Annotated in this window: 16 protein-coding genes; 5 read left to right on the top strand and 11 right to left on the bottom strand. The window is 64.5% G+C overall.

Annotated features, from left to right (window positions below; all coding sequences use genetic code 11):
- Positions 1-72: 72 nt before the first annotated feature.
- The 3 genes from Q5923_RS08570 to Q5923_RS08560 form a co-directional block, all read right to left on the bottom strand.
- On the bottom strand, positions 73-300 hold the full coding sequence (locus Q5923_RS08570) for a hypothetical protein (protein WP_072500666.1): 228 nt from the start codon (positions 298-300) through the stop codon (positions 73-75).
- Positions 301-455: 155 nt separating this feature from the next.
- Entirely contained in the window at positions 456-950 is a 495-nt protein-coding gene (locus tag Q5923_RS08565; RefSeq protein ID WP_072500665.1) for a PIN domain-containing protein, read from the bottom strand.
- On the bottom strand, positions 950-1,348 hold the full coding sequence (locus Q5923_RS08560; RefSeq protein ID WP_072500664.1) for a hypothetical protein: 399 nt from the start codon (positions 1,346-1,348) through the stop codon (positions 950-952). The genes Q5923_RS08565 and Q5923_RS08560 overlap by 1 nt, the downstream gene beginning before the upstream one ends.
- A gap of 415 nt (positions 1,349-1,763) precedes the next feature.
- Here Q5923_RS08560 and Q5923_RS08555 point away from each other — a divergent pair, with 415 nt between their 5' ends.
- Entirely contained in the window at positions 1,764-2,129 is a 366-nt protein-coding gene (locus Q5923_RS08555) for a YbaN family protein (protein WP_072500663.1), read from the top strand.
- Between the two features lie 166 nt (positions 2,130-2,295).
- Here the strand turns inward: Q5923_RS08555 and Q5923_RS08550 are convergent, their stop codons facing one another.
- Together Q5923_RS08550 and Q5923_RS08545 are read right to left on the bottom strand one after the other, a co-directional pair.
- Positions 2,296-2,973: an SdpI family protein gene (locus Q5923_RS08550; RefSeq protein ID WP_303133477.1), complete on the bottom strand. Its 678-nt coding sequence runs from the start codon at positions 2,971-2,973 to the stop codon at positions 2,296-2,298.
- 6 nt (positions 2,974-2,979) lie between these two features.
- On the bottom strand, positions 2,980-3,240 hold the full coding sequence (locus tag Q5923_RS08545) for an autorepressor SdpR family transcription factor (RefSeq protein WP_009278798.1): 261 nt from the start codon (positions 3,238-3,240) through the stop codon (positions 2,980-2,982).
- Between the two features lie 303 nt (positions 3,241-3,543).
- Between Q5923_RS08545 and Q5923_RS08540 the strand changes: the two genes are divergently transcribed.
- Both Q5923_RS08540 and Q5923_RS08535 read left to right on the top strand, forming a co-directional pair.
- Positions 3,544-3,765, top strand: coding sequence for a helix-turn-helix transcriptional regulator (locus tag Q5923_RS08540; protein WP_009278797.1), 222 nt, complete (start codon positions 3,544-3,546; stop codon positions 3,763-3,765).
- A 64-nt stretch (positions 3,766-3,829) separates the two neighbouring features.
- On the top strand, positions 3,830-4,552 hold the full coding sequence (locus Q5923_RS08535; RefSeq protein ID WP_303133474.1) for a HipA domain-containing protein: 723 nt from the start codon (positions 3,830-3,832) through the stop codon (positions 4,550-4,552).
- A 15-nt stretch (positions 4,553-4,567) separates the two neighbouring features.
- Here the strand turns inward: Q5923_RS08535 and Q5923_RS08530 are convergent, their stop codons facing one another.
- The 6 genes from Q5923_RS08530 to Q5923_RS08505 form a co-directional block, all read right to left on the bottom strand.
- On the bottom strand, positions 4,568-5,047 hold the full coding sequence (locus Q5923_RS08530) for a DUF188 domain-containing protein (RefSeq protein WP_009278795.1): 480 nt from the start codon (positions 5,045-5,047) through the stop codon (positions 4,568-4,570).
- Between the two features lie 734 nt (positions 5,048-5,781).
- Entirely contained in the window at positions 5,782-6,948 is a 1,167-nt protein-coding gene (locus tag Q5923_RS08525) for an ABC transporter ATP-binding protein (RefSeq protein ID WP_303133471.1), read from the bottom strand.
- A 3-nt stretch (positions 6,949-6,951) separates the two neighbouring features.
- Positions 6,952-7,932 carry an ABC transporter ATP-binding protein gene (locus tag Q5923_RS08520; protein WP_062530645.1) on the bottom strand — a complete coding sequence of 327 codons (981 nt, stop codon included), beginning with the start codon at positions 7,930-7,932 and terminating at the stop codon, positions 6,952-6,954.
- Position 7,933: 1 nt separating this feature from the next.
- On the bottom strand, positions 7,934-8,863 hold the full coding sequence (gene nikC, locus Q5923_RS08515) for a nickel transporter permease (protein WP_231782261.1): 930 nt from the start codon (positions 8,861-8,863) through the stop codon (positions 7,934-7,936).
- A gap of 5 nt (positions 8,864-8,868) precedes the next feature.
- The gene (locus Q5923_RS08510) at positions 8,869-9,885 is read right to left on the bottom strand and encodes an ABC transporter permease (protein WP_009278791.1); all 1,017 of its coding nucleotides are present in this window, start codon (positions 9,883-9,885) and stop codon (positions 8,869-8,871) included.
- 176 nt (positions 9,886-10,061) lie between these two features.
- Complete coding sequence (locus Q5923_RS08505; RefSeq protein ID WP_009278790.1) at positions 10,062-11,669, bottom strand: ABC transporter substrate-binding protein; 1,608 nt, start codon at positions 11,667-11,669, stop codon at positions 10,062-10,064.
- Positions 11,670-12,042: 373 nt separating this feature from the next.
- Here Q5923_RS08505 and Q5923_RS08500 point away from each other — a divergent pair, with 373 nt between their 5' ends.
- A complete protein-coding gene (locus Q5923_RS08500; protein ID WP_009278789.1) occupies positions 12,043-12,330 on the top strand; it encodes a type II toxin-antitoxin system RelB/DinJ family antitoxin in 288 nt (95 codons plus the stop codon).
- A gap of 2 nt (positions 12,331-12,332) precedes the next feature.
- Complete coding sequence (locus tag Q5923_RS08495) at positions 12,333-12,611, top strand: type II toxin-antitoxin system YafQ family toxin (RefSeq protein ID WP_009278788.1); 279 nt, start codon at positions 12,333-12,335, stop codon at positions 12,609-12,611.
- Positions 12,612-12,700 lie beyond the last annotated feature (89 nt).

The raw sequence follows: 12,700 nt of genomic DNA, 5'->3' as shown, positions 1-12,700 counted from the left end.
GTTCGGCAACTATATGCCCCGGATTTATTCACTGGCTTGGACAAGGGGACCTCGTCTGCCTGGCGGGGTCCCCTAGAGGCGCGCGGCGTAGCTCGCGATTGCCGCCCTGACCTTCTCCACCTGGTCCTCCTTCACGACGTCCAGGTAGGTCGGCGTCACGGAGGCGAGGTAGGCCGCGTCGAAGGTTCCCGCGTCCTGGCGGGCGAAGCCCTCCTCCATCAGGCGCTCGGCATCGTCGCGCCTCTCGTCCTTGACCATGCCCATCGCAAAGTCGTGGAACATCTTCTGCGGCATGTTCATGCGCGTCCTCCTTGGGGCCAGTCCTCTCGCTTGCCTGCGGGCATCCATTCTCGCCCAAAGCCTCGTGTCAACAAATGCCATCCGGCAAGTTCACGTCAAAGCCCGAGCGCTTGGACGGATTGGACTGCTCCGCCGTCATGCAGGCTTTGCCGAGGCTATGCCTCCAGCGCCTGAAGCAGGGAAAGCAGTCGGTCCGGGCTGGCGCAGGGCACCACCGCGTTCTGGATCAGCGCCTTGTCCTCTGTGACGAGGTAGCTCGCGTGAATGCGCTGAGCTGCGGCCATGATGAGGTCATCCTCGAAATCAGGGTGCACCACCTGCAGCTTGTCTGCATACCAGCAGTCAGATGCGTCGAGCCCCACCGGCATCGCGAGCTGACGCATGTTCCTGACGCACGCCCATGCCGCATTCGTTGCCGCGAGCGCCGCAGATTCCGTGAGCTCGCCGTCCGCCCTGCGAGAGCAAATCTTGAACTCGGTCTTCAGCAGGTAGAAGATGTCTGCTGCTGACGAGATGGAGAAGTACAGCTCCAGCTCGCGCTCGAGGGCAAAGGTAATGAGGTCTCGCGCCGCGTCATGACCAGGACGACTGCCCAGGTAGTTGTTAATCCAAACGTTGATGTCAAGGAGGAGCCTGCTGGGTCGCTGCATTATTCCGACACCTTTGGCGCATCCGCATCCGGGCCGGCAGCATGGCCTAGTCGCTCCCGCGCCGCTCGTTCGCGTAGCTCCTCAAGCGGGGTCGCATCAGAGAGGCAGAACTCAACCGCCCTGGCAGAGAGGCCCGAATTGCGAACGATGTCCCATCCTTCGTGGAGCGCCGCAAGCCGGTCAGCCACACCGGAAGAAGCACTTCCCTCCGTCTTGGGAGGCAGGAGGCTCGCACCAGAAAGAACCTCTGCCAGCAGCTCCGGTTCCTCCTCATGTCTCACGGCGAGCTCCCACAGGCCTCGGACCGCCTTGGTTGGCGTGAGACCAGCCTTCATGAGGACCTTGTCCCCTCGCTCCTTCAGCAAGGCGTCAATGCGAGTGTTCATCTGGACCACCATGACATCCACCTTCCCACCTCACCTCGCACTGTGACAAATGCTCGTATAGCAAAGATAGCATATGTATAGCGCAGGCGCTCTGGTCGAGGAGTCAGGAACATCTGAGAAACAGGGTCCGCAAGGTCGCGCGCCGGACATGCCCGCGCGGATGTGACCACGACGAACGTGCATGCGCAGGCGATTCGAACTTCACCCATCGCGGCGCGACTACACCGTGATCTCTATCTGGTTGCCCTCGAAGTTACCGCATCCCGCGATGTCAACAGGCCGGAGAACCGCCGGTCCGTGCCCGAGCGACGCCCGGACAGACCCAGGGCGCCCGGCATCGTCGCCCGCATAGGCAAATTTGGAGAACTCACGCGCATGCACTAGGCTTCTGTTTTGTTAGCCAAGGCATACACGCAGAGGGGAACCCATGAGGTACGTCTACATCGCCGTCGGATGCGTCACGCTCGCCCTGGGGACGCTGGGGGTCGTCCTACCCATCCTGCCGAGCGTCCCGTTCTTCCTCGTGACCCTCTACTGCTTCTCGCGCAGCTCGCAGAGGCTGCACGACTGGTTCGTGGGCACGGGCTTCTATCAGAAGAACCTCCGGAGCTACGTGCAGGAGAGGGGCATGAAGCGGGCCGCCAAGCTGCGCGTCATGGCGATGGTCACGCTGCTCATGGGCATCGGCTTCGTCATGATGCACTCGCTCTGGGCCCGCATGGTCCTGGGCGTCGTCTGGTTGGGGCACGTCGTCTACTTCATGGGAGTAATCAGGAGCCTGCCCGAGGAGTAGGTGGGGCTGGCCCCGCCACTCCTCCGGGCGGGGTCGCAGGCAAGGGCGTCGTTCAGAACTCGCCCGAGATTTCAAGATCGTGCGCTCTCAGGCGAGTTCTGAACGATTCGGTTCCGACGTGGTTGCCAGTCAACGCGACCAGGACCCTCTCCCCTGCCCGCCTCCCCTACCGCAGCCTCCCCACGAACACCAGGTACGAGTACAGGTACAGCCAGGCCGTGCCTCCCAGGATCAGCGCGACGAGGAGACCAACGAGCAGCTCGCCGCCAAGCGCTCCCGCGAACAGAGCCAACGCGAGCATCGCCGCGCCCCACACCACGCTGACGATGCCGCCCATGCGCTGGGTGCGGTCCCAGTTGTGCCCGTCCGCCAGCGCCCAGGGGGTCTTCACACCGAAGGTGTAGTTCTGGCGCACGCGCGGCATGTAGTTGCCCAGGGCCACGAACAGGACGCCCAGCCCCGCGAAGGTCAGGCTCCCGACCAGGCCGCTCCCCTCGGGGATGAGTCCGAAGACCGTCGCCTCGGTGACCCAGCTGAACGCCATCATGTACAGGCTGAACCCGCAGACGAAGCCACGCCACACGCCCCAGGAACGCTCATAGCCCTCCCGGCGCGGGTCGATGGACGGAATCACGCGGAACAGCAGCAGGAACAGGAACGGCAGCACCGCCAGTACGAGCGCCATGTACCTGGGCCCATAGCCGTCGGCCGCGCCGGATGCGCCCCAGTGCGTGGGGACCTGCTCCGGAAGGCTGGGATACACCAGCAGGTGCGCCACGAAGTTGACGAGCGCGACCGCAGCCAGCACATAGATGAAGCGCCGCGAATGCCTCTTGACCGCCATTGCGACCTACCTCTCTCCAAACGAGTAGAACCACTCCATGACCTCTTGCAGCACGGTCATGTTGAGATGATAGACGATGCTCTGTCCCTGGCGCTCCGAGCTCACCAAGCCCGCCGAGCGCAGGATGCCCAGGTGGTTGCTGATCGAGGGCTTCGAGATGTCGAACTGCTCGGCAATCTGCCCCGCGCTGAGGTCACCCGCACGCAGGAGCTCTAGGATGCGCCGCCGCGTCGGGTCCGAGAGCGCCTTGAATGCCTCCCCCGCCATTGGCTCTTACCTCCTCGTTTTGATATTTATCCAAATGACTAATTACTGGACGAGAGTATGCGCGTGACGCGGCCCGAAGTCAAGCGGGAACGCAAGTCGCACGAGGGCGTGAATGGCACGAATGCGTAAGTGGCACGAAAAGGCGTTGCGGCGTCCTGGAACTCCTGGGAACATCGTCGTCTGGGCAGACGAGAATCAATGCGTACGCACTAAATTCAGCTCTTCTCGCCTGAATTGATGCGAACGCACAAAATCGATTAGCTTTCCTTATAATTGATGCGAGCGCATTCGAGAGGAGCGACGATGCCAGAGACGCGTGTCACCAACGCAAGGGACCTCGGCGCCCTCATAAGGTCCACGCGCAAGGAGCAGGGCTTCACCCAGGCCGAGCTCGCCGAGGGCTCGGGCGTGGGAATCACCTTCGTCTCGAAGCTCGAGCGCGGCAAGGGCAGCTCGGAGTTCGACAAGGTGACCCAAGTCGCCCGCATGCTCGGCATCGACCTGTTCGCCCGGACGAGGGGGTAAGTCATGCCAACACATGGAAATAAGCTCTGGATTCTGCGCCATGGCGGATCGAGCACCCTGGTAGTTGGAGAAATCGACCTCAGCACGCGACAACTCGAATACTCACGCCCATACCTCGCCGATCGTACCCAAGGTCGAGCTCATCGCCTTGGGAAGAGGCCGACTCGCCATCTGCGTCGAGCGGTTTGATCGACAGACAACGGTCCTCGAGGACGGAAGGCTGGCGGTGCGAAGGCTCCACCAAGAAGACCTTGCCCAGTCGCTGGGAATCTATCCCGGGTCAAAGTATGCGGAGCTTGACCCAAGCAGTGCGAGCGCCATAGCGCACCTGCTGCGGAATCACTCCTCTCAGCCGCTTAGGGACATACAGGGCCTTGCCCGCATCATGCTGCTCAACTATCTGGTAGGAAACTGCGACAACCACCTCAAAAACCTCTCGCTCATGCACGAGGGGGCATGGACAAGGCTCGCTCCGGCCTATGACATCGTTCCGACCACGCTCTTCGATCGCTTCAGCAGGCAGATGGGGATGCGAATCGGACGCCACGGCATAATCGACGAGGTCATACCCGAGGACTTCGTGGAATTGGCGAACGAGCTTGGCATCAGCGAAGAGCTCCTACGCCGCACTGCCAGGGAACTGTGCGATGCACTTCCTCGAAGCATTGACGAAGAGGGAGAAAGGCAGGCCCGAACAGGGTTCGAAGCGCTCTCCTACGACGCCGAGAATCTGATCGCAGACATGCTTCCCAGGAAGGCGACATTGGAGAGCTTCGCGCAACGATAACGTGGATGTGGTTTCCTACTCCAGCAGACCCTCCAGGTTGTGGCGGAAGCGCGCACGGTCCTCCGAAGCGAAGGCCGCCGGTCCCTTGGTGCGGCCACCCGCACGGCGGACCTTCTTCTCCTCGTACCGGATGAAGAGCTCCATGTCTATGGTCGCCCTGTCGAACACGCGACCGCGCACCCCGATGGCGGCGGCGCCCCTGCCCAGGACCATCGCCGCCAGGCCGATGTCCTGGGTCACCACAACGTCCCCCGGCTCCAAGCGCTCCGTAATGGCGAAGTCCGCACTGTCCGCCCCGACGGAGACCGCGAGCACGTCCACCCAGAAGCCGCGACGGGCGTGAGCGACGTCGCGGGGGTCGTCTCGCCTGACATGTCGCTCCAGGTTCTGCGTGCTGTTGCCGGCGATTACCACGGGCACGCCGCGCCTGCGCGCCACGGCAAGAGCGTCGGCCGTCACGGGACACGCGTCCGCATCGATGTACAGCGTGGTCATGCGGCTCCTCTCGCCTGGGCGCGCGGGATGGGCGTGCCGTCGGGCCGTTGCGGGGTGGCGTGCCGTCGGGCCGTTCTTTACTGGTGGGAGTTTCCCCAACGAGAGAAAACCTTAGCAGTAAAGAACGCGGCACATCGCATGGTGCGGCGGCCTGCGGGTGGCGCGTTCTTTGCTGGCTTTGCTTGCGGGCGTCGTGTTCCCTACTGGCTCTCAGCGACGAAATCTCGCCATCCAAGGCGAGAAAAGAACGCCGACCGCTGCATTTGCCCACATGAGCTGCGGCGGCGTGTTCTTTATCGCCCGCATCAAAGCCACGATGCTTCGATTCGCCCGAGTAAAGAACACACCGGAGTAACTGGTCGACACGAGTGCGTCCAACGCGTCTGAATGACAAGCAAGAACGTCCAATACGTCTGAACGACACGCCAGCACATCGCACGCGTCTGGGTGACACGTGAGAACGCCAAACGCGTCTGGACGTGGCACGCCAACTGGGAAAACGTCAGACCATTAGGCGCGTTGGACGCTTTCGGCGAAACAACGCGCGTATTGGACGTTGTCGCGGGCGAGAGAGACGCGCCGGGCGCTGTCGGCAGCCGCACGCACGCGCCCGACGTCGCCACCAGCCGCACGCGCCCACGCACAAAACGGGCGGGCCGGCACATCACCAGCCCGCCCGCACTAATCACCTCGTCACCCAGCCACACTCCGGCCAAGGACGCCCCGGCAGCGACCTACAGCCACCTCTCCGGGAGCTTCTCTCCCTTGGCGGCCGCCTCCTCCGGAGTGTCCGGGTCGAACGAGACCGGGTCGGCGTTGGCATCCGCGCCGCCCATGCCGTAGGTGGGGCGCGCCGCCTCGTACTGGATCTTGCGCGCGGTGCCGCGCACGTCGGCCTCGGGCATGTTGTCGTAGCGGTGGCAGGCGCAGCGGTGCCCCGCAACGACCTCGCGAAGCTCCGGCGCGGCCACGTCGCAGGCACCCACCTTTGCGAAGCAGCGGCTCGCGAAGCGGCAGCCAGCCGGCGGGTCGATGGGGCTGGGCACGTCTCCCTGCAGGATGATGCGCTTGCGCGAGAGGTGCGGGTCGGGCGACGGAATGGCCGAGAGAAGCGCCTGCGTGTAGGGGCAGAGCGGCTCGTGGTAGAGGTCGTTCTTCTGGGCGACCTCCATGAGCTTGCCCAGGTACATGACGCCCACGCGGTCGGACACGTGCTTCACCACATTGAGGCCGTGCGCGATGAAGAGGTAGGTGAGCCCCAGGTCCTCCTTGAGGTCGTCGAGAAGGTTGAGCACCTGCGCCTGGATGGACACGTCGAGGGCGCTCACGGGCTCGTCGCAGACGATGAGCTTGGGATTCACGGCCAGGGCGCGCGCGATGCCCACGCGCTGGCGCTGCCCGCCGCTGAACTCGTGGGGGTAGCGACGCTTCAGGTCGGGCCGGATGCCCACGCGCTCGAGCAGCTCGTCCACGCGCCCGTCCACGGCCTCCGCCGGCAGGATCTTATTGGTCAGGATGGGCTCGCTCACGATCTGCTCGACGGTCATGCGCGGGTTGAGCGAGGCGTAGGGGTCCTGGAAGATCAGCTGGACGTCGCGGCAGAGCTCGCGGCGACGCTGCTTGCTGGCGTCCGTGACGTCCTCGCCCTCGAAGTAGATCTTGCCACCCGAGGGCTTGAGCAGGCCCACCAGCATCTTGCCGATGGTCGTCTTGCCGCAGCCCGACTCGCCCACCAGGCCGAAGGCCTCGCCGCGGTGGATCTTGAACGACACGTCCTCGACCGCGCGCACGTAGGAGGTGGGACGCCCGAAGAAGTTGGTCTCGGCTACGAAGCTCTTCGAGAGGTTCTTGACCTCCACCAGGACGTCGTCGCGCGTGGGATCGCTCTTGGGGTCTGCCATGGGCTACTCCTCCCCCTCTTCGTACAGGAAGCAGCGGACGCTGCGGCTGGGGTCGCCGGGGTAGGGCCTGAGCTCGGGGCGCTCGCGGCGGCAGCGCTCCATGCAGCGGTCGCAGCGGTCCGAGAACGGGCAGCCCGAGGGCATGTCCAGCGGGTTGGGCACGGTGCCCTTGATGGTGTAGAGGCGCTTGGAGTCGTCGTCCTCGAGGCGCGGAATCGAGTTCAGGAGGCCCAGCGTGTAGGGGTGCAGGGGCCTCTCAAACAACGCGACCTTCTCCGCCTCCTCGACCACCTCGCCGCAGTACATGACCACCACGCGGTCGGCCACCTCCGAGACGACTCCCAGGTCGTGGGTGATGAAGAGCACGGCCATGTCGAACTCGTCGCGCAGCTGGTAGATGAGGTCAAGGATCTGCGCCTGGATGGTCACGTCGAGGGCCGTGGTGGGCTCGTCGGCGATGAGCAGCTGGGGGTTGCAGGCCAGCGCCATGGCGATCATGACGCGCTGGCGCATGCCACCCGACATCTGATGCGGGTAGTCGCGAGCGCGGTCCGCGGGAGAGGGGATGCCCACCACGCGCAGCATCTCGACCGCACGCTCCCAGGCCTGGTCCTTCTTCATGGGCGTGTGCGTCTGGATGGCCTCGACGATCTGGTCGCCCACGCGGTAGACGGGATTGAGCGAGGTCATGGGCTCCTGGAAGATCATCGAGATCCTCTGGCCTCGGACCTGCTCCATCTCCTTGTCGCTGAGTGACAGGAGGTCGGTGCCGTCGAAGCTGATGCTGCCGGAGGCCACGTGTCCCGGCTTCTGCAGGAGCCCCATGATACTGAGGGAGGTCACGCTCTTGCCGGAGCCGGACTCGCCCACCACGGCCAGTATCTCTCCGCGGTCTATGGAGAAGCTCACGCCGTCCACGGCACGGACGGTGCCCTTGCGGGTGGGGAACTCGGTGACGAGGTCCCTCACTTCGAGGAGTGCCATGCTAGCGCCTCCTGCTCTTGGGGTCGAAGGCGTCGCGGATGCCGTCTCCCAGCAGGTTGAACGCGAGGACGGTGAGGGTGATGGCGAGGCCCGGGAAGATCATGACGTGGGGAGCCTGGAAGATGTAGTCGCGGCCGCGGCCCAGCATGTCGCCCCACTCGGCCTGGGGTGGCTGGACGCCGAGCCCCAGGAAGCCCAGGGCGGCGGCGTCGAGGATGGCGCCCGAGATGCCCAAGGTGGCACGGACGATGATCGAGGGAGCCACGTTGGGCAGGATGTGACGGAAGATGATCTTGGCGTCGGAGTCGCCTATGACGCGGGCGGCGCTGACGTAGTCGTTTGCCTTGACCGCGAGGACCTGGCTGCGCACGATGCGCGCGTACTCGGGGATGGACACCAGGCCGATGGCGATGACCGCCTTGTCGATGCCCTTGCCGAGCGCCGCCATGAAGGTGATGGCCAGGAGGATCGAGGGCACGGCGAGCATGATGTCCATGAGGCGCATGATCACCGTGTCGGCCCTGCCGCCCTTGTAGCCGGCGATGGCGCCCAGGGTGACGCCCACCACGAGCGACAGCGCGACCGAGATGAGGCCGACGGTGAGCGAGACCTGCGCGCCCACCATCATGCGGGCCAGGATGTCGCGGCCCTGCTGGTCGCAGCCAAACCAGTGCGCGGCGCTGGGCGCGGCGAAGGACTGGGTCAGGTCCTGCTCGTAGGGGTCGTACGGGAGCACGCCGGGGGCGATGGCCGTGACGACGGCTATGAGCACGACGAGGCCGATGAAGACCAGGCTGGCCATGGCCGGGCCGTTGTGGCTCAGCGAGTACCAGACGTCCTTCCAGATGGACTCCGCCTTCTGCGGCCTGGCGGCGTCGACGCCCTTCGTGGGCCCCATGGGCTCCTGCCCGGAGTCGAGTGTCTTCTCCACCAAGATCACCCCTCTTCCTGCGAGTACTTGATGCGCGGGTCAAGGTAGGCGTACACGATGTCCACGATCAGGTTGATGACGACGAAGATCACGCCGATGAGAAGCACGGTGCCCTGGACCACCGGGAAGTCGGACTTCAGGATGGAGTCGACCACGTACTTGCCGATGCCGGGCCAGGCGAAGACGGTCTCGGTGAGGAGGGCACCGCCCAGGAGGCTGCCGAACTGCAGGCCGATGACGGTGGTGACCGGCAGCATGGCGTTGCGCAAGGCGTGATGGCGGTCGACGCTGCCCTTGGGCAGGCCCTTGGCGCGGGCGGTGCGGACGTAGTCCTCGCCCAGGGTCTCGAGCATGCTGGAGCGCGTCATACGCGTGATGATGGCCATCGAGTAGAGCGAGAGCGCGAGGGCCGGCAGCACGATGTGCTGCAGGGCGTTGCCCAGGGCCTCGAAGTCGCCGGAGAGCAGCGTGTCAAGGATGAAGAGGCCCGTGCCGCCCACCGGCGCCAGAAGCGGGTCGATGCGCCCGCCCGAGGGCAGGACGTGCAGGGTGCCGGCGAAGAGGATGATCATGAGCACGCCGGACCAGAAGATGGGCATCGAGACGCCCACCAGCGCCACGAAGGTGCTGAGGCCGTCCACGAAGGAGCCCTTGTGGACCGCCGCGAGCGCGCCGAGCACGATGCCGAGCACGGACGCCACGATGATGGCGACGATGGCAAGCTCGACGGTGGCCGGGAAGCGGCTCATGATCTCGGTCGTGACGGAGGTGTGGGTGTAGTACGAGGTCCCCAGGTCGCCGCGGAGGGCCGATCCCAGGAAGTTGAGGTACTGCACCACGATGGGGGCCGTAAGCCCGTTCGCCTCTCGCCAGGCCTGCATCTGCTCCTGCGTGGCATGCTCGCCGAGCACGACGCTGGCAGGGTCGGCCGAGAAGACGCGCATGATCAGGAAGACCACGATCGAGAGGCCCAACAGGACGGGAATCGCCTGCAGGACGCGCTTGATCACATATCTCAGCACGTGTCTTCCTCCTCTCTCTTCTCATCTGTTCGCTCTTGTCGGGTCCGGCGACATGCGCCCCTCCGCGCGCGCCACCAGAAGCGCGACTCGGACCGGGCTCGCGTCCGGCCCGAGTCGCAGCGTTGCCTCGGGATGTCCCTCGGCCTTGGATGGGGGCGTCTCTCCCCCGTCCAGGGCTAGGCAGACTTGGTGCAGTTCCTCAGGAACACGACCGCCGTCGGGTGGTAGACGTAGCCCTCGACGTTGGCCTTGTGGCCCAGGAGGTTCTGAGAGTGCGAGATGGGCAGCCAGACCTGGTCCTCGGCCACGATCTGCTCGCACTGGTGGTAGACGTCGTCACGCTCGGAGCCCGCCGGAGTCGAGAGGCCCTTGGCGATGAGCGCCTTGTACTCGTCGTTGGAGTAGCGTGCGACGTTCATGGCGGTGTCGTCGACCGAGAGGAGGTTCATGAAGTTGTCGGGGTCGCCGTTGTCGCCGTTCCAGCCATAGAAGCAGACGTCGTAGTTGCCCGCCTGGACGGCGTCCTTGTAGGAGGTCCAGTCGAACTGGTCGATGGTCATGTCGACGCCGACCTTGCTCAGGTAGCCCTGGACGGACTCTGCGAGCGCGGTGCCTCCCTTGCCGTTGTAGGGACGCGACACCGAGTAGGTGATGCACTTGACCTTGGTGATGCCCAGGGCGGCGAGCTCGGACTTGGCCGCGTCTGGGTCGTATTGGGTCTGCTGGATGTCGGAGTCGTAGGGGGCCATCCACAGGGGCATGACGGAGTTGGCGTAGGTGGCGTAGCCGTTGTAGAGGCTGTCCACGAGCTCCTGGACGTTGACTGCCTTGGCGAAGGCCTTGCGGGCGTCGGCGGTCTTGAAGGTCTCGCTCTGGGTGTTGAAGGCGAGGTAGTTGATGTTCATGCCGTCGGTCTTGTAGACCTTGTCGCCGTTGTTCTCGACCTGGCTCACCACGGCCTCGTCGATGCCGCTGATGATGTCGGCCTCGCCGTTGGCCAGGGCGGTGACGCGCGAGGCGCTCTCGGCGATGAAGCGGAAGACGATGTTCTTGGCCTTGCCGGCGTTGTCCTTGTCCCAGTAGTCCTCGTTGCGCTCGAGCTTGATGTCGGAGTTCTTGGTCCAGCTCACGAACTTGTAGGGACCGGTGCCGACGGGGCTCTCGTTGAGCTTGCCGCCCTCGGCGGCGGTGGGGCTCACGATGGGCGAGGCCATGCACATGGCGAGGTTGGCCAGGAAGGCGGTGGAGGCGGCGCGCAGCTTGATGACGAGGGTGGTGTCGTCGGGGGCGTCGATGGAGGCGATGCCGTTGCCGTCGGCCTCGGAGCCAAAGGTGAAGGCGGCGTAGGGCATGTCCTCGGTACGCTGGGGCTCGAGCTGGCGCTCGATGGAGGCCTTGGCCGCAGCGGCGTTGAAGTCAGTGCCGTCGTGGTACTTCACGCCGGTGCGGATCTTGAAGGTGTAGGTGAGGCCGTCGTCAGAGACCTCGTAGGACTCGGCGAGACCTGGCTTGACGGCGCAGGAGTCGTCCTCGTACTGCAGGAGGTTCTCGTAGACCTGGACCATGACCATGGCGGACTCGCCGTCGTCGACCATGGCGGGGTCGAGGCCGCGGGGGTCGGAGGCCTGGGCGAAGGTGATGGTGAAGTCGCCGTCGGCGGACTTGGAGGAGCCGCCGGCGCGCTGGCTGCCGCAGCCGGCGAGGGCGAAGGCACTGCCCGCGCTGACGGTCGCCATGGCCTTGACGAAGTTCCTTCTGGAGATCTGTGCCTTGGTGCTAGCCATGTGTACTCCCTCTCTGATGCACAAAGCCTGATATGGCGTCTTGGCCCACCGAGCCGCCGCCCCTCACGGCTATGGCTGCGGCGTAGCGGCCTGTGCGTATGTTTGCATCAGAAATGCAAGGGAGTGATTAAAATGGCGATTTTGAGAAGAAAAGTTTCTTGATACGTAACCAGTTGGACACTTTGCGTCCTTTTTGCGGCTGCCACCGACACACGGCCCCTCGTCAGTGCAGGGCGGCCTCCGGCGAGAGGGACGATGGGTCGTGGCGTTGTGAACTCCAATCCTAACCATTTTCTTCAGATATCGATAAATGCCTTTGTGTGGAGTACAATCGAATCTAATAGATGACATTGGCTTATAAGGAGTGAGGAATATGGCAGGAACTTTGGCCAATGCGGCACTCTCCACCAAGGTCACGTCTGACGAGAAGACGCTCTTCACCCAGATATGCGACTCCATCGGGACCTCCCCCAGCAACGCGCTCAGGATGTTCGTCTCGGCCTTCAACCGCAGGGGAGGATTCCCCTTCGACCCCTCCAACCCCTACGGCCTTCCCCGCACCACGCTCAGGGCGATGGAAGACGCCGAGCAGGGACGCGTCACGGGCCCGTTCGAGTCAAACGAGGAGATGTGGGCCTCCATCTTCGACGACGGAGAGTAGCCGTGCTGAGCCTGGCCTATACCTCCCAGTTCAAGAAGGACGTTCGTCGCAGACGCAGGCAAGGCGCGGACCTAGAGAGGCTCGGCGAGGTGATCACCCTCCTGCGCAAGGGAGAGGTGCTTGGGGAGCGCTTTCGTGACCACGCCCTCGCCGGCAGGCTTGGCGGGCACCGTGAGTGCCACATAGGCCCGGACTGGCTGCTCGTCTATCGCATCGACGATACGCGCCTCATACTGACCGCCGTTCGCACCGGATCGCACGCCGAGCTCTTCGGCCTCTGAAACGCCCGGCCCCTGCCTTGCATGGCAAGAGCGGGGCGAAGGCCCCCGTCCAAATGGTCGAGCGGCCCCGTCCACGTTGCCGCAGGGCG

It is taken from the genome of uncultured Olsenella sp. (assembly GCF_959602185.1).
Classification (GTDB): Bacteria; Actinomycetota; Coriobacteriia; order Coriobacteriales; family Atopobiaceae; genus Olsenella_I; species Olsenella_I phocaeensis.
Note: the sequence above shows the minus strand (reverse complement) of the source record. Positions and strands in the feature narration are given on the sequence as shown.

Excerpts from the sequence above, each read along its gene's own strand:
- Q5923_RS08505 (WP_009278790.1), bottom strand. The coding sequence starts at position 11,669 with ATGGCTAGCACCAAGGCACAGATCTCCAGAAGGAACTTCGTCAAGGCC.
- Q5923_RS08525 (WP_303133471.1), bottom strand. The coding sequence starts at position 6,948 with ATGGCAGACCCCAAGAGCGATCCCACGCGCGACGACGTCCTGGTGGAG.
- Q5923_RS08520 (WP_062530645.1), bottom strand. The coding sequence starts at position 7,932 with ATGGCACTCCTCGAAGTGAGGGACCTCGTCACCGAGTTCCCCACCCGC.
- Q5923_RS08540 (WP_009278797.1), top strand. The coding sequence starts at position 3,544 with ATGCCAGAGACGCGTGTCACCAACGCAAGGGACCTCGGCGCCCTCATA.
- Q5923_RS08545 (WP_009278798.1), bottom strand. The coding sequence starts at position 3,240 with ATGGCGGGGGAGGCATTCAAGGCGCTCTCGGACCCGACGCGGCGGCGC.
- Q5923_RS08565 (WP_072500665.1), bottom strand. The coding sequence starts at position 950 with ATGCAGCGACCCAGCAGGCTCCTCCTTGACATCAACGTTTGGATTAAC.
- Q5923_RS08560 (WP_072500664.1), bottom strand. The coding sequence starts at position 1,348 with ATGGTGGTCCAGATGAACACTCGCATTGACGCCTTGCTGAAGGAGCGA.
- Q5923_RS08550 (WP_303133477.1), bottom strand. The coding sequence starts at position 2,973 with ATGGCGGTCAAGAGGCATTCGCGGCGCTTCATCTATGTGCTGGCTGCG.
- Q5923_RS08555 (WP_072500663.1), top strand. The coding sequence starts at position 1,764 with ATGAGGTACGTCTACATCGCCGTCGGATGCGTCACGCTCGCCCTGGGG.
- Q5923_RS08500 (WP_009278789.1), top strand. The coding sequence starts at position 12,043 with ATGGCAGGAACTTTGGCCAATGCGGCACTCTCCACCAAGGTCACGTCT.
- Q5923_RS08570 (WP_072500666.1), bottom strand. The coding sequence starts at position 300 with ATGAACATGCCGCAGAAGATGTTCCACGACTTTGCGATGGGCATGGTC.
- Q5923_RS08530 (WP_009278795.1), bottom strand. The coding sequence starts at position 5,047 with ATGACCACGCTGTACATCGATGCGGACGCGTGTCCCGTGACGGCCGAC.